Source organism: Streptomyces fuscichromogenes (assembly GCF_014645815.1).
In the GTDB taxonomy this organism is placed as follows: Bacteria; Actinomycetota; Actinomycetes; order Streptomycetales; family Streptomycetaceae; genus Streptomyces; species Streptomyces fuscichromogenes.
In genome coordinates, this window is record NZ_BMML01000015.1 from 248873 (window position 1) to 263661 (window position 14789).

General features: G+C 71.4%; 11 protein-coding genes and 1 pseudogene. 6 read left to right on the plus strand and 6 right to left on the minus strand.

Annotation, left to right across the window (positions count from 1 at the left end; genetic code table 11):
* Positions 1-3 precede the first annotated feature (3 nt).
* Positions 4-693, minus strand: coding sequence for an HD domain-containing protein (locus tag IEZ11_RS30365; RefSeq protein WP_189266106.1), 690 nt, complete (start codon positions 691-693; stop codon positions 4-6).
* Between the two features lie 214 nt (positions 694-907).
* On the opposite strand from IEZ11_RS30365, the gene IEZ11_RS30370 reads away from it, so the two are divergent.
* Entirely contained in the window at positions 908-1618 is a 711-nt protein-coding gene (locus IEZ11_RS30370; RefSeq protein ID WP_189266107.1) for a copper homeostasis protein CutC, read from the plus strand.
* Between the two features lie 292 nt (positions 1619-1910).
* Here IEZ11_RS30370 and IEZ11_RS30375 read toward each other — a convergent pair whose 3' ends face one another.
* Both IEZ11_RS30375 and IEZ11_RS30380 read right to left on the minus strand, forming a co-directional pair.
* Positions 1911-4733 carry an FtsX-like permease family protein gene (locus tag IEZ11_RS30375; protein WP_189266131.1) on the minus strand — a complete coding sequence of 941 codons (2823 nt, stop codon included), beginning with the start codon at positions 4731-4733 and terminating at the stop codon, positions 1911-1913.
* A gap of 5 nt (positions 4734-4738) precedes the next feature.
* Positions 4739-5443 (minus strand): ABC transporter ATP-binding protein, encoded by a 705-nt coding sequence (locus tag IEZ11_RS30380; protein ID WP_229713442.1) that lies wholly within the window; start codon positions 5441-5443, stop codon positions 4739-4741.
* An 83-nt stretch (positions 5444-5526) separates the two neighbouring features.
* Here IEZ11_RS30380 and IEZ11_RS30385 point away from each other — a divergent pair, with 83 nt between their 5' ends.
* The gene (locus IEZ11_RS30385; protein WP_189266108.1) at positions 5527-6108 is read left to right on the plus strand and encodes a PadR family transcriptional regulator; all 582 of its coding nucleotides are present in this window, start codon (positions 5527-5529) and stop codon (positions 6106-6108) included.
* 153 nt (positions 6109-6261) lie between these two features.
* Here the strand turns inward: IEZ11_RS30385 and IEZ11_RS30390 are convergent, their stop codons facing one another.
* Positions 6262-8337: a HelD family protein gene (locus IEZ11_RS30390; RefSeq protein WP_189266109.1), complete on the minus strand. Its 2076-nt coding sequence runs from the start codon at positions 8335-8337 to the stop codon at positions 6262-6264.
* Between the two features lie 324 nt (positions 8338-8661).
* On the opposite strand from IEZ11_RS30390, the gene IEZ11_RS30395 reads away from it, so the two are divergent.
* Both IEZ11_RS30395 and IEZ11_RS30400 read left to right on the plus strand, forming a co-directional pair.
* On the plus strand, positions 8662-8847 hold the full coding sequence (locus tag IEZ11_RS30395; RefSeq protein ID WP_189266110.1) for a hypothetical protein: 186 nt from the start codon (positions 8662-8664) through the stop codon (positions 8845-8847).
* Positions 8848-8979: 132 nt separating this feature from the next.
* Positions 8980-10083 (plus strand): glycosyltransferase 87 family protein, encoded by a 1104-nt coding sequence (locus IEZ11_RS30400; RefSeq protein ID WP_229713443.1) that lies wholly within the window; start codon positions 8980-8982, stop codon positions 10081-10083.
* On the opposite strand, the gene IEZ11_RS30405 is transcribed toward IEZ11_RS30400, so the two are convergent.
* Entirely contained in the window at positions 10049-11689 is a 1641-nt protein-coding gene (locus IEZ11_RS30405; protein WP_189266111.1) for a DNA repair helicase XPB, read from the minus strand. The genes IEZ11_RS30400 and IEZ11_RS30405 overlap by 35 nt on opposite strands.
* On the opposite strand from IEZ11_RS30405, the gene IEZ11_RS30410 reads away from it, so the two are divergent.
* Positions 11661-13358 (plus strand): recombinase family protein, encoded by a 1698-nt coding sequence (locus IEZ11_RS30410; RefSeq protein WP_189266112.1) that lies wholly within the window; start codon positions 11661-11663, stop codon positions 13356-13358. The genes IEZ11_RS30405 and IEZ11_RS30410 overlap by 29 nt on opposite strands.
* A 76-nt stretch (positions 13359-13434) precedes the next feature.
* Here the strand turns inward: IEZ11_RS30410 and IEZ11_RS30415 are convergent, their stop codons facing one another.
* Positions 13435-13944 carry a hypothetical protein gene (locus IEZ11_RS30415; protein ID WP_189266113.1) on the minus strand — a complete coding sequence of 170 codons (510 nt, stop codon included), beginning with the start codon at positions 13942-13944 and terminating at the stop codon, positions 13435-13437.
* Between the two features lie 63 nt (positions 13945-14007).
* Between IEZ11_RS30415 and IEZ11_RS30420 the strand changes: the two are divergent.
* Positions 14008-14712, plus strand: a pseudogene (locus IEZ11_RS30420) (IS5 family transposase); the annotation flags it as partial.
* Positions 14713-14789: the final 77 nt, after the last annotated feature.

The window sequence follows — 14789 nt, forward strand, 5'->3', positions numbered from 1 at the left end:
ACCCTAGGACGCCGGATCCTCCGCGGTCGACAGCATTTCCAGCTCTGCCGCGAGGTTGTGGCGGGCGGCCGGCTCCCACTCGGTGCGGCCGTGGGGCGTTCTGAACAGCTGCGGAAGATCGAGGAGTTGGCGCAGAACCGCGGAACGGCCGGCGCGGAAGGCGTCGTTGGGGACGAAGTGGTACTCCTCGCGGACCTCGGCGGTGTAGGCGGCGTACGCGGCGGGCGGGGCGGCGAGGATCGCGAGGTCGGCGTCGCACAGGACCTCGCCGTTGCGGTCGCCGGGGGCCGGGTCGTGGGTGACGGTGAGCCGGACCAGGCGGGCGACCTCGGCGGTCCGCTCCGCGGAGATCCCGGCCTCGGGAAGGGCGCGTTCGGCCAGGCGGGCCGAGCGCTCCTCGTTCTCCGAGCGGTCCGGCAGGTACACCGCGTCGTGGAACCAGGCGGCGAGCCGCACCAGGTCCGGGTCGTTCGCGTACTGGGCCAGCACGTCGACGTGGTCGAGGACCGCGGTGAGGTGGGCGAGCGTGTGATACCGGCGCTGGGGCTCCTGCCAGCGCCGGATCAGCTCGTCGGCGTACGGGTCGGTGTCGGGCTGGGGGTCGGGCTGGGGGTCGGTCCGGCGGGCGTCTTCGGCCCTCGTCGTCCGGACGGCGCGCCGCCAGCGGAAGCGCAGTTCCTGGAGATCGGCCATGTGCGCATTCTCCCGGACCGGGCGTGGTGTCGGTCGGCGGGGGAGGAGGCGGCGGCCAGGCCGGTCCGCCACGGCTGAATACGGACGGTGTGTGACGGAGGCGGTCTCGCGGTCGGCGGTGCTCCCCGCGTACTCTGGATTGGACTAGACCTCCGGACTAGACCTCTTGCCAGAGGTGTCCGGGGAACACGGGGAACACCACGGAAGGGGCCCTATGAGCACGCGGGCAGTCCTGGAGGTGATCGCCCTCGACGCCGAGGACGCGGTCGCCGCCCAGGCCGGAGGCGCGGACCGGCTGGAACTGGTGACCGACATGGCGGCCGACGGGCTGACCCCGCCGCTCAGGACCTTCACCGCGATCCGGGCCGCCGTCGACATCGACCTGCGTGTGATGCTGCGGCTGGCGGACGGGTTCGCGGCGGGTGACGCCGACCGTCTGGTGGGGGTGGCCGGGCAGCTGCGGGCGGCCGGGGCCGACCAGTTCGTGCTCGGGTTCCTGGACGCGCACGGCGGGGTGGACCTGGACGCGGTGGAGCGGGTGGTGGCCGGACTGGACGGCTGCCGCTGGACCTTCCACCGGGCCATCGACCGGGCCGCGGACCGGGAGGCCCTGCGCAAGCAGCTCGCCGACCTGCCGGGCCTCGACACCTACCTCACGGCGGGGGCCGCGGAGGGCGTGGACGAGGGTCTGCCCAGACTGCTGTCCGAGGCTCGACGGCACGGCGATCCGGGCTACGAGCAGACGATCCTGGTGGGCGGCGGGCTACGGCTCGAACACGTGCCCGAGCTTCGGGCGGCGGGCATCGACGCCTTCCACATCGGCGGCGCGGCACGGCCGACGGGCTGGGACGGGGCGGTGTCGGAGGAGGCGGTGCGATCCTGGCGCCGGACGCTGGACCGGGCGGGGGACGCGGTACCGCGCTGAGACACACCCCCGGCCCATGCACACACGGGGCCGGGGCCTTCGGCTCCCTTCCGCGGAGCAGAGCCGCCGCGCTCTGCCGGGCGGAGCCGCCGCCTCTCGCGGAGCGGAGTTGCTGCGCTCCGCCGGGCGGAGCCGCGGCACGCCGGGCGGAGTTGCTGCGCTCTGCCGGGCGGAGTTCGTGCCTTCCGCCGGGCGGAACCGCTGCTCTCCGCCGGGCGGAGAGTTGGTGCCTTCCGCCGGGCCGAGTTGCTGCTTTCCGCCGGGCGGTGCCGCTGTCGGTGGTCGTCGGGGGTCAGTCGGCGGCGAGCAGGTGGGCGGGGGCGATTCGGGACAGTCCCCGGATCGGCACGGTCAGGGCCGCCGCCACCAGGGCGGTCGCGGCGAGCGTGGCCAGCAGTGCGGCGCCGGCGACCGTCAGCAGGTGTCCGTGCAGCACGCCCCGGCCGAGTGCCAGTACCCCGGCCAGACCGGCCACCGCGCCGGACAGGCCGCCCAGCAGGGCCAGTCCGATCCCCTCGCACAGGGTCAGCCTCGCCAGCTCGCGGTTGGTCCAGCCGGTCGCCCGCAGCACCGCGAGATCGGCGGCGCGTTCGCGTTGCGAGATGACCAGGACGTCGATGGCGCCGGCGGCACCCAGCAGCAGGGACAGGACGACGCTGAGGTAGTCGGCCTCGCGCGCCTGCGCCACCACGGCGCTGCCGAGCAGCGACCCGGCCACCTCACCCCGGAAAGCCAGCGTCAGGGCGAGCAGCACCGTGAAGGCGGCCACCCCCAGCGCCAGCCCCGCCGCGCCCAGCAGAGTGCGGCCGCGCACCCGCAACAGGTTGAGCAGGGCCAGTCCGGCCACCGAACGCACCGGGCGCGCCCGGCGGGCCGCCGTCACCGGGGGCCGGACGGCGTCCATCGGCCCCAGCCGGGTCGCGAGCCAGGCGGGGATCAGGCCCGCCGCCGTGGCCAGCAGAAGCGCCACCGGGAGCACGAGGAGGGATTTCGCGCCGGCTTCGGGCTGTCCCAGCAGCCGGCCCAGCACGTACGCGAGCACCGCGCCCGCGCTCCCGGCGGCGAGGCCGATCACCGCCAGTTCGCCGAGGACCAGGCGGAGCACCTCGCCGCCGCTCCAGCCCAGGCAGCGCAGCGTGCCGATCTCGGTACGGCGGGAGCGCACCGAGGCCAGCGCCGACTGGCCGAGGAAGAGCGCGCACACGACGAGGACCAGGACGAACAGCACCGCGCTCTTGGTGTCCACCGCCCGCAGGATGCGCAGTGCCACACCCTTGGCGACCCAGCCCTCCGTCACCCGCGCGGAGCCGCTCAGCGCCACCGTCTGCGGGGCGGGCGAGCTGCCGACGGTGACGTCGACCTGGAGCCGGGGGTAGGCGGCCCGGATCGCCCCGGCCACGGCGTTCACCCGTGCCCGGGAGGCGGCGTCGACGCCGGTCACTCCGGCCACCCGGATCCTGATCGCGCTCACCGGCGCCTTGTCCTGGAGGCCCGGGACGCGGCGGCTCTTGGTGAGCGCGGTGACGGAGTCCAGCGTGGTCAGCATGGTGGGCGGCGGGCTGAGGTAGCCGCCCAGATTGCGGTCGGGCCGCAGCGGCTTGCCGTCGAGCTTCGCCCGGGTCGCGCTGTCCGCGCCGGTGACCTGCGGTGTCCGGTAGGTCTCCAGCGGGGTGTCGGACAGCGGCGAGAAGCCGGGCAGTCTGCCGGTGTCGTAGCGGCCGACCAGGCGGATGTAGGGATTGGGCAGGCGCCCGGAGTCGACGCCGTCGCAGGTACCCAGCCCGATGCAGTCCGTGGAGGCGTGGCTGGTCACCTTCCGGTACTGGGTTCCCTGGTGGTTCTCCTCGGGGACGCCGGCGAACGGCTGCTCGTTCACGTTGGTGATCCACAGACCGCGCTTCTGCGGCGGCCGCGTCTGCGCGGCGAGGTCGCCGTCGGAGGTCCGGCGGTAGCTGACCGGGCCGACCGTCCAGTAGACCCCGGTGTCGAACGAGTCCTCGGTGAGCGCCTTCCGGTAGCCCTTGCTCAGGTCGACCCGGGTCCGGCCCACCGGGGTGCCGCGCAGGCCTCGGACGAAGCTGTCGGCCGTCGGGTTGCCCAGTTTCGAGGGCAGCTCGGCCGGGTCGCCGACGTCGAGCCGCTCGACGGCGGCGTCGAGCGTGCCGGCGGTCAGCGGGTTGCTGCTGAGCAGCGCCGGGATGTAGGAGTCGTGCTGTCCGTGGACGCTCTTGGCGGACGACACCCGCCACGGCTTGTCCTGCTCGGTGAGCATCCGGCCCGAGGTGATGGTGGAGCCCAGGCCCACCAGCTTGTTCTCGGCCGCCGGGTCGATGGCGGACAGCAGCACGGGGTAGCTGACCGGAACGTCGATGGTGGCCTTGTCCTGGCCGGACTGGCAGTTCATCCGCGAACTCAGGTCCGGGTCGAACGCCGACCTGTCCCTGAGGTCCTCGGCGATGATGTTCGGCTTCAACGGCAGTTGAAGGTTGAACTCGGTCTGCTCGGTCTTGTCCCAGTTGAAGTAGAAGCAGACGTCGTACTTCCCCTTGATCTGGTACCGCCGGGTGCTCTTGTCGACCGTGCCCGCTTCCAGGGTGTCGGACTCGAAGAGGTGGTCCGACTCCGACCCCGTCGTCAGGGGGGAGCGGGTGAGGTAGACGTACTCGTCGGAGGTGCGGTAGGTGCCCAGTCCGGAGGTGAGCGTCGGGCTGATGCGCAGGATCTGCCGGGACGCCTTGCCGTCCAGGAAGCGGGACACGTCGACGGTGACGGTGCTCGACACCATGAGGTAGCCGATGTTGGCGACCGGCGCGGCCACCTCGACCCCGGCCATGCCGCCGATGCGCCGGTACTGGTCCATGGTGATGCCGCCGAACGTGCCGGACAGGAAGTTCGGCGTGACCAGTCCGCTCTGCCGCTCCACGGCTGTCTGGGAGTCGGGCGGGCGGACCAGCACGTCGTACGCGGACCGCGCGTTCTTCCGTACCGTGCCCACGGTGGTCGCCTGGCTCGTGCTCACCGTCGCGGTCAGCAGGGTGAAGCTGGTCGCCGCCACCAGGACTCCGGCGGCCAGGGCCAGCGCGCGCCCGCGCCGCCGGAGCTGGTCGAGGATCATCGTGATCACGGGCGCAGACCCCCCAGCCGGTGCAGCACGTCGCCGGACGGCGTGACCCGCTGGTCCGAGATGATCCTGCCGTCCTGCAGCCGCACCACCCGGTCGCCGCCCGCGGCGACTTCCGCGTCGTGGGTGGCGATCAGCATCGTCATCCCGTACCGCTCGCGCAGCGACATCAGCAGGTCGATGATCTCCCGCCCGATGACGCTGTCCAGGTTGCCGGTGGGCTCGTCGGCCAGTAACAGCCCCGGCCGGTTGATCAACGCGCGGGCGACGGCGACGCGTTGCTGCTGGCCGCCCGACAACTGCGAGGGCAGGGCGTCGGCCCGTTGGGCCAGGCCGACCGCTTCGAGCAGTTCCATGCCGCGCGCCCGCCGATCGAAGTCCACTCTGCGCGGCAGCACGGGGGCGAGCACGTTGTCCAGCACGGTCAGCGCGGGCAGCAGGTGGAAGCGCTGGAAGACGAAGCCGATACGCCGCCGGTGGTGGTCCAGGTCGCGGCGCACCAGCTCCTTGCCGTCGATCTCGACGTGCCCCTCGTCGGGCTGGTCCATGCCGCCCGTCACGTGCAGCACGGTGGACTTGCCCGCACCGGAGGGCCCGGTCAGCATCACCACCTCGCCGGCCGCGACCTCCAGGTCGACCTCGTCCAGAGCGGTCAGCCCGGGATACCGGCGGCTCACCCCGCGCAACGCCACGCTCACAGCCATTGATGCAGCCTCGCCCTCATACCTCGCGGCACATACATTGCGGCAATTCAGGGGTATGTTGTCACAATGTAGAAGGGACGTATATGCCGCTCCACCACGCCGTGCTCGCCCTGCTGAACGGGCGGCCGAACCACGGATACGAACTCAAGGCACGCTTCGAGGAGGCCATCGGCCCGCAGTGGGGCGGCCTGAACATCGGCCACCTGTACCAGATCCTCGAACGGCTGGTCCGTGACGGCTATGTCTCCCGCTCGCAGGTCACGCAGACCGACCGGCCCGACAAGAACCTCTACACACTCACCGAGGCGGGCGAGGCCGAGCTGCGCTCGTGGGCGACCACCGCCTGGGTGCGCGTCGGCGGCTTCCGCGACGAACTCTTCCTGAAGCTCCTCGGCGCCGTCGCCCTGGGCCCGCAGGCCCTGACCACGCTGATCGAGGCACAGCGGCAGACCTACCTGTCCGAGCTCGCGGGCCTGGCCCGGCAGCGCCGGGCACACGCCGGCGAGCCGCTGGTCGCCGTCCTGATCGACGCCGCCATCGCGCACACCAAGGCCGACCTCGGACTGCTGGACAGCTCGGCCCAGCACCTGGGCCCGCTCGCCGCCGCCCAGGGCGAGGCCGGTGGTCACGGCGGGATGGGCGGGGCCCGCGCGGAGTCCGCCTAGCTGCGGCTGGGCAGCGCCCCGTCAGGGGCGCGGGGAACTGCGCGACCAGCCACGACGGCGCCGCACCCGGCACCCGCCGCACCCGGCACCCGGCGCACCCGGCACCCGGCGCACCCGGCACCACGCGGCGCTTCCGGTGCAAGACCGGCCGGCTCAGGCCAGCTGCGGCGGCAGCGGGGCCGCATGGGTCACGATCAGGCCGGACACGGCTCGGGTGAGGGACACGTACAGGCGGCGCAGGCCGGTGCGTTCGTCCGGTTCGCCGTCGACCACGGCCCCCGGCTCGTCGAGGACCACGTAGTCGTACTCCAGACCCTTGGCCAGGGACGCCGGGACCAGGGTCAGGCGGGTCTCGGCCGTGGTCTCCTCGCCGGGAGCCAGAGCGCCGATGCCCGCCGCCGTCAGCGCCGCCGCGAGCTCGGGCACGCGCGCGTCCGCCGCGATCAGGCCCGTCGAACCCTCGTTGCGGAGCAGCTCCTCGCACGCGGCGACCACTTCGGCGGTGTCCGTGACGGGACGCACGTCGAAGAAACCGGGGTTCTCACGGACCGAGGCGACCGGGGTGAGGCCGGGGGCGATGTACGGGAGGAGCCGGGAGGCGTAGGTGATGACGTCGGTCGGGACGCGGAAGCCCGCCGTCAGTTCCTCGACGACACCGTCCGACTTGCCGAGGTGGGACAGGGCCTCGGCCCAGCTCCGCGTCGCCCAGGGCGTGGTGCCCTGGGCCAGGTCGCCGAGGACGGTCGCCGACCCGGTGGTGCAGCGGCGGCCGACCGCGCGGTACTGCATGGGGGACAGGTCCTGCGCCTCGTCGAGGACGACATGGCCGAGCGAGTGCGTGCGCTGGACGAGGTCCGTCGTCTCGTCGATCAGCACCGCGTCGGCGGCCGACCACTTCGCCGACTTCACGCTGCGCACCGGCTTCGTCCAGACGATCGTCTTCTGCTCGTCCTCGTCGAGGATCCCGGCGGCGTGTTCCGCGAGGTAGTCCGCGTCCGTGAGCAGCCGCAGGACCAGCTTCGCCGGGTCGACCGGCGGCCAGATGTGCTTGACCGCCGCCTTCACCGCCGCGTTGCGGGCCACCGAGTCCTGCACGCGGTCGTCGGGCGCCTCTCCCGACCGCTCCATCTGGACCAGCACGGCGTGCGCGATGCGCTGTGGCAGGGCCTCGCGCGCCGCGCCGTACCGGATGCCCCGGTCGAGCAACTCCCGGACGATGTCCTCCAGTTCGTACGCCGGGACGCGCCAGCGGCGGGAGCCGCGCACCACCACGACCGGTTCGGTGGGCAGGGTGACATGCGCCTGGACGGCCCGGCGCAGGACCTCCGCCATCCGGGCGTCGCCCTTGACGATCGCGGCGGGCGCCTCGTCGGTGCCGCGTACCTCGATGCCCTTCGCCACCAGGTCGTCCACCGTCGCCTGCCGCACGGTCAGCTCGCCCAGCGCGGGCAGCACCTGCTCGATGTAGTGCAGGAAGGAGCGGTTCGGCCCGATCACCAGGGTGCCGGTGCGGGCGAGCCGCTCCCGGTGGGCGTAGAGGAGATACGCGACCCGGTGCAGGCCGACGGCCGTCTTCCCGGTCCCGGGACCGCCCTGCACGCACACCGTGCCGCCGAGCCCGCTGCGCACGATCTCGTCCTGCTCGGGCTGGATGGTCGCCACGATGTCGCGCATCGGGCCGACGCGCGGGCGCTCGATCTCCTGCTGGAGCAGCTTGCTGGTGCGGGCAGCCCCCGACGAGTCGGCCGGGTCGGAGAGGTGCTCGTCCTCGTACGCCGTGATGTCGCCGCGGGTGTACCCGAAGCGGCGGCGCAGCGCGACGTCCATCGGGTCCTTCCTGGACGCCCGGTAGAACGGCTGCGAGACCGGCGCCCGCCAGTCGATGACCATCGGGTCGCCGTCGTGGTCGTGCACGTGCCGGCGGCCGATGTAGAAGCGTTCACCGTCCGCGCCCTCGGCCTGGTCGGCGCCGGGGGCGTGCAGGTAGTCGAGGCGGCCGAAGAACAGCGGGGTCTCGCTGAGGTCGGCCAGTGCCTTGATGCGCTCGTCGATCTGGCGGGCGAGGACCTCGGCGTTGACCCAGTTCGCGGTGACGTCGCGGATGTCCAGTGACTCGACGTCCTCACGCATGGCGCGCAGGGCGGAGCGGGACTCGGCGAGGTGGGAGCGCTCGCGGGAGAGGGGGTCGGGGTGCGGGTCCGCTTGCGGGTCGCGGGCGGGCGTGGACAAGGGGGTGCCTCCGAAGGGCCTGCGAGTCGATGGCGCTGAGGTGTGGATGGCGCACAGGTGGCGATCAGCCGGCCGGTTTCCGTCCGGGCGGCGGCACTCCGGGGACGGAGGCGGGCAAGAGCGGAGATTGTAGTGAGCAGGGGGCGGCGGAGGCCAATGGATTTTCCGGGGGGCGGGCAGCCGCCGCGTCCCCTAGGGGAAGCGTCACCCGGACGGTGGGTCGGAGGTAGGGGGCGGGGTCCATCGGGGGGTGGACCGGGGGATGCCGGAAATTGGACCCGTGGACCGATGCCGTGCTTATGCCCGAAGTTCCACCATTGGGGTATGAGCGCAGCAACCATCCACCCAGCCCCCAGCAGCCCCCCGGGCGCCACCGCCCTCGACGGAGTGCCGCACGCCCACCACCGCCTGGGCGACGCCCTGCGCGCCGTCAAGGTCTTCGTCGGCGCGGCTTTCAGCGTCGCGGTACTCGGCGAGTACGGCGAGGAAGCGGGCATACGCCGCAAGTGACGGCATAGGGTCGCCCCCGTGCCGAACCGGACGGTGACGTCACCCCCCGCCTCCCCCGCCTCCCTCGCCTGCCCCGCTTCCCGCCCTCTCCGCCCTCTCCGCCCCCTTCACTCCCTCCTCCTGTCCCTCTCCTTGCTGACGGTCTCCCTCTGTTCCTTCGCCGCCCTCTGCGTCCTGCTCCGTGCCCCGATGGCCGATCTGCTGGTGTACCGGGCCGAGGGCGAGGCCGTGGTCCACGGCGGTGACCTGTACGGCTTCACGGTCACCGAATGGCGGCTGCCGGCGACGTATCCGCCCTTCGCGGCGGTCCTGTTCGTGCCGACGACCTGGATCCCCGTCCCGGCCCTGAAGGCGGCGTTCCTCGCGGGCAACGCGCTCCTGCTCGCCTGGCTCGTCGCCCTCTCCGCCCGGCTGTCCGGCCGCACGGCACCCCTTCCGCTGCTGTGCGCGGCCACCGGGCTCGCCCTCTGGCTGGAGCCGGTCTTCCAGACACTGCTCTTCGGCCAGGTCAACCTGGCGATCGCCGGCCTGGTCCTGTGGGACCTGACCCGCCCGCCCGGCGCCCGCGCCAGGGGCCTGGTCCTGGGCATCGCGGCGGGCGTCAAACTCACCCCGGCGATCTTCATCGCCTACCTGTTCCTCACCGCACGCAGAAAGGAGGCGGCCACCGCGACGGCGTCCTTCGCGGGCACGGTCCTGCTCGGCGCCGTCCTGCTGCCCGCGGCCACCGTGGACTTCTGGACGCGGCGCCTGTTCGAGACCGGCCGGGTCGGCAAGGCCTGGATCATCGACAACCAGTCGCTCCAGGGCCTGGTCGCAAGGGCGGCGGGCACCGAGACCCCGGGCCTGTCCTGGGCCCTCCCGGCGACCGTGCTCGCGGCGGCGGGCCTGTGGCTGGCGACCCGCGCCCACGCCCGCGGCTCCGACCGCTGGGGCATCCTGCTCACCGCGTTCACGGCCCTGCTGGTCTGCCCGATCAGCTGGTCCCACCACTGGGTGTGGTGCGTCCCGCTGCTGGCGGTCCTGCTGGCCGAGGGCCGGACGCCCGTCGCGGCCGCCGCGGCACTGGTCTTCACGGCCCGCACGATGTGGCTGCTGCCCCACCAGGGCGACCTGGACCTGCACCTGCCCTGGTGGCAGCAGCCGCTCGCGGCGCCCTACCCGCTGCTGGGGTCGGCGCTGCTGGCGGCCGCCGCGGTCGTCAGCCCTCCGCGAGGAGCTCGTCGGCGTCCATGATCCGGTAGGCGTAGCCCTGCTCCGCCAGGAACCGCTGGCGGTGCGCGGCGAAGTCCTGGTCGATGGTGTCGCGGGCGACGACGGAGTAGAAGTGGGCCTGGTGGCCGTCGGCCTTGGGGCGCAGCACCCGTCCCAGCCGCTGGGCCTCCTCCTGCCTCGACCCGAAGGTGCCCGACACCTGGACGGCGACCGTCGCCTCCGGCAGGTCGATGGAGAAGTTCGCGACCTTCGAGACGACCAGCACGCTGATCTCGCCCTCGCGGAAGGCGTCGAAGAGCTTCTCGCGCTGGGCGTTGGAGGTCTCGCCCTTGATGACCGGGGCGTTCAGGTGCTCGCCCAGCTCGTCGAGCTGGTCGATGTACTGGCCGATGACCAGGATCTGCTGCCCCGCGAAGCGCTTCACGATGGCCTCCGTGACCTTCCGCTTGGTCGCGGTGGTCGCACAGAAGCGGTACTTCTCCTCGGTCTCGGCGGTGGCGTAGGCGAGCCGCTCCGAGTCCGTGAGGTTCACCCGCACCTCCACGCAGTCGGCGGGCGCGATGTAGCCCTGCGCCTCGATCTCCTTCCACGGAGCGTCGAACCGCTTGGGTCCGATGAGGGAGAACACGTCCGATTCGCGGCCGTCCTCGCGCACGAGGGTGGCCGTCAGCCCGAGCCGCCGGCGCGCCTGGAGGTCGGCGGTGAACTTGAAGACAGGAGCCGGCAGCAGATGGACCTCGTCGTAGACGATCAGTCCCCAGTCGCGGGAGTCGAAGAGTTCGAGGTGCGGGTAGACGCCCTTCCGCCGGGTCGTGAGGACCTGGTACGTGGCGATGGTGACGGGCCGGATCTCCTTGCGCGTCCCGCTGTACTCCCCGATCTCGTCCTCGGTCAGACTCGTCCGCTTCACCAGCTCGTGCTTCCACTGCCGGGCCGAGACGGTGTTGGTGACGAGGATCAGGGTCGTCGACTTGGCCTGCGCCATGGACCCGGCGCCGACCAGGGTCTTCCCGGCCCCGCACGGCAGGACGACGACGCCGCTGCCGCCGTGCCAGAAGTTCTCCACGGCCTGCTTCTGGTACGGCCGCAGCGTCCAGCCGTCCTCGGCGAGCTCGATCGGGTGGGCCTCGCCGTCCACGTACCCGGCGAGGTCCTCGGCGGGCCAGCCCAGCTTCAGCAGGGTCTGCTTGATCTGCCCGCGCTCGGAGGGATGCACGGCGACGGTGTCGGGGTCGATGCGGGCGCCGACCAGCGGGGTGACCCGCTTGGAGCGGAGGATCTCCTCCAGGACCGGCCGGTCGGTGGTGGTGAGCACCAGGCCGTGCGTCGGGTGCTTGCTGAGTGTCAGCCGCCCGTACCGGTCCATCGTCTCGGCGATGTCGACCAGCAGCGCGTGCGGCACCGGATAGCGGCTGTACTCCACCAGCGCGTCCACGACCTGCTCGGCGTCGTGCCCGGCCGCCCGTGCGTTCCACAGCCCCAGCGGGGTCACCCGGTAGGTGTGGATGTGCTCCGGTGCCCGCTCCAGCTCGGCGAAGGGCGCGATCGCCCGACGACAGTCGTCGGCCCGCTCGTGGTCGACCTCCAGGAGCAGGGTCTTGTCGGACTGGACGATTAGGCAGGACACGCATACCTCCACGGATAGGATTGTCACCGTGACAGACAGCACACCTGCCACGGCTCGGGCCATGCCCCGTGCCCGGCACCGAAAGGGCGTTCCGGCCAGCGCGCCGGGGATGCGCGCTGCTATCTATGTTCGCCTATCGCGTGAAACGGACGAGACGACTTCTCCGGAGCGCCAGAGAGCGGCCTGCGAGGCGCTGTGTGAGGCACGTGGCTGGGACGTCATAGTTGTCGAGGAAGACATCGATATCTCCGGCTTCTCGCGGGGCCTCGACCGGCCGGGTCTGCAACGCATCCTGACCAGGCTCGCCGAGCTGGACGTGATCGTGTTCTTCAAGATCGACCGGCTCGCACGCTCGACGGTCGACTTCGCGGAGATCATGCGACTCGCAGAACATCAGAGCGTCGCGCTCGCGTCGGCGACGGAGCCTCTCGATCTCACGTCATCCATGGGCCGGGCCATGGCGAAGGTGATCGCGGTCTTCGCTGAGCTGGAGTCCGACACCATCGGCATGCGGGTGTCCAGCGCGCACGAGCACCTGCGCCGCGAGGGCCGCTACACCGGCGGTCGGGTCCCGTACGGGTACATGGTCGTCCCCAACCCCAACGGGGCGGGCAAGGTCCTCGCGGTCAACGAGGGCGAGGCCAAGACGATCAAGCGGATCGTGGAACGGGTCCTGGCCAAGGACTCGCTCATGCAGATCATCAACGACCTCAACAAGGCGGGCGATCCGTCGCCCGGCCACACCTCACGCCAGACCACGGGCAAGCGCAGCGACTCCAAGCAGTGGTACACGACGACGCTGCGGAGCTTGCTGGGCAACCCCCAGTTGCTCGGCCAGGTCATCGAGGACGGAAAGCCGATCCTGCGGACGGACGGTCTGCCCCTGGTCAACCGCCCGCCGATCCTCGACACGGACACCTGGCAGACGCTCCAGGACGAGTTGGAGCGCCGGGCCAACCCTGGTGAGAAGCGCCGGGAGGGGACGTCGCTGCTGCGCGGCATCATGCACTGCGGAGTCTGCGGCGAGCGCATGTACACCTTCAGTGGACGCAACGGTCAGCTCAGGTACCGGTGCATCGGCCCTCTCAAGTACCGCCAGCGGGCGGCGAAGGGGGAGGAGAAGCAGGGCGTGAAGTGCTACGGGCCGACCGTGGCGGGGGTGACCACCGAGGAGCACGTCACCGAGCAGTTCCTCGCGAAGTACGGGCACCTTGCCGTGATGCGGATGGTCCAGGAAGTCGGCGAGGACTTCCGTCCGCAGATCAGGCAGGCCGAGGAAGCGTTGGCCGACCTGCAAAAGGATCGCTATGACCGGGGCCTGTTCAGAGGCGACGACGGAGCGATCCGGTACGCGGAGCAGTACGCCAAGCTGGAAGAGCGACTGGCGACCCTGAAGGAGAGGCAGCGAACGGCGAAGCCGGGCGGCGTGAAGGCCGAGCCGACCGGCGAGACGCACTCCGAGCAGTGGAAGCGTTCGGACGTGGCTGGTAAGCGAGATTTGCTGTTGAACGCCGGCGGCTACGTGGAGGTGGCACCCGCACGGCGTGGCGGCAAGAAGCTGGACACGTCGCGTCTGGCGGTGTACTTCGGCGAGGAGGGGCACATGCGGCGGGCCGCAGCGGCGAAGGAGAGCGAACAGGAGGCCGAGGCGGCAGGCAGCCAGGGCTGACGCCGACGTCGTCGGACACATGCAGCGGCGCCCCCACCGGACCGACGAGGTGGGGGCGCCGCTTTCCCTATTCGAGTCAGGCGGCGTGCTGGTCGGGGTTGTGCCAAGGGCCGATGACCTTGATAGAGGGGCGGCAATACGACAGCGCTGCACCGTCGCGGGTTGTGAACTCGACTGTCTCTGCAACGAGTTCACAGAGAGCGTCCCCGTCCGCCTCGGACAGTGCCGTCCTCAGCGTGGGGATGGACTCTGCCAGGTCCCATGAAGGGGAACTGAGGCGGAAGCCGCCGAGGGCGTGTGCGTCGGCGAGGCGGAACGAGAGGCGAGTACTGGGCTGGGGTTCGTAGCGGGGTGCGGCTGTCATCAGGCCGGCCTTGATGGATTCGGGGCCGGAGATGACGACCCGCATGGAGGTTGATCGGGGCAGCACTTCGAATTGGTCGGTTTCGTGGCTGTCGTGGGACGGCGATTGCCTGCCAAAGAGCCGCCCGATGACCGTGGCGACTTCCTGAGTCGCAGTGGAGACACGCCACGAACCTTGACCGCAGTGGAAGCGGCCGACGAACGTCGTCTTGCGGTTGGTCATGAGAAAACCCCCTCCTGCTTGAGGCGCTGGGCGTGGGCTATGTCGTGGCGGACTTGGGCGGCGAGGAGTTCTTCGCCGGTGTTGGCTGCGATCGTGTTCGTGGCCACGTCGGGCTGCACGTGGCAGCAGCTGCCGTCCACTTCGTTCGGGCCGTCGGGGCCCACGGCTCACCGGCGTTTCACCGAGTGGTCGAAGGCCCGGGTATGGGCGAAGCTGCACCGCCTGGTCCTCGACGAGCTCGGCTCCCGCGGTGAGCTGGACTGGTCGCGCTGCGCGATCGACTCGGTGAACCTGCGGGCCCTGAAAAGGGGGACCTGACAGGTCCGAATCCGGTGGATCGGGGCAAGTACGGGTCGAAGATCCACTTGATCACCGAGCGGACCGGGCTGCCCCTGTCGGTCGGCATCTCGGGTGCCAACATGCACGACAGCCAGGGCCTGGAACCGCTCGTGCGGGGGCATCCCGCCGATCCGCTCGCGCCGCGGGCCGCGCCGTCGCAAGCCCGGCAAGCTGCACGGCGATAAGGGCTACGACTACCACCACCTGCGGCAATGGCTCCGCAGCCGGGGCATCACCCACCGCCTGGCCCGACGTGGCATCGACTCCTCCACCCGCCTGGGCCGCCACCGCTGGGTCGTAGAACGGTCCGTTGCCTGGCTCGCCGGCTGCCGCAGACTCCACCGCCGCTACGAACGCAAAGCCGAACACTTCCTCGCCATCGCCGCCATCGCCTGCACCCTCATCTGCTGTCGCCGACTCGCCAAATGAGATGACTTCTAATACTGCAACGGTGCCTACCGTGACTGTTGGCCAGGTTGGTCGTTGGTGTGGTTATGGGTGGGGAC

What these genes read in the sequence shown, in the direction of transcription:
- IEZ11_RS30375 (WP_189266131.1), bottom strand. Translation starts at nt 4,733, where the DNA reads ATGATCCTCGACCAGCTCCGGCGGCGCGGGCGCGCGCTGGCCCTGGCC.
- IEZ11_RS30365 (WP_189266106.1), bottom strand. Translation starts at nt 693, where the DNA reads ATGGCCGATCTCCAGGAACTGCGCTTCCGCTGGCGGCGCGCCGTCCGG.
- IEZ11_RS30385 (WP_189266108.1), top strand. Translation starts at nt 5,527, where the DNA reads ATGCCGCTCCACCACGCCGTGCTCGCCCTGCTGAACGGGCGGCCGAAC.
- IEZ11_RS30395 (WP_189266110.1), top strand. Translation starts at nt 8,662, where the DNA reads ATGAGCGCAGCAACCATCCACCCAGCCCCCAGCAGCCCCCCGGGCGCC.
- IEZ11_RS30370 (WP_189266107.1), top strand. Translation starts at nt 908, where the DNA reads ATGAGCACGCGGGCAGTCCTGGAGGTGATCGCCCTCGACGCCGAGGAC.
- IEZ11_RS30415 (WP_189266113.1), bottom strand. Translation starts at nt 13,944, where the DNA reads ATGACCAACCGCAAGACGACGTTCGTCGGCCGCTTCCACTGCGGTCAA.
- IEZ11_RS30380 (WP_229713442.1), bottom strand. Translation starts at nt 5,443, where the DNA reads ATGGCTGTGAGCGTGGCGTTGCGCGGGGTGAGCCGCCGGTATCCCGGG.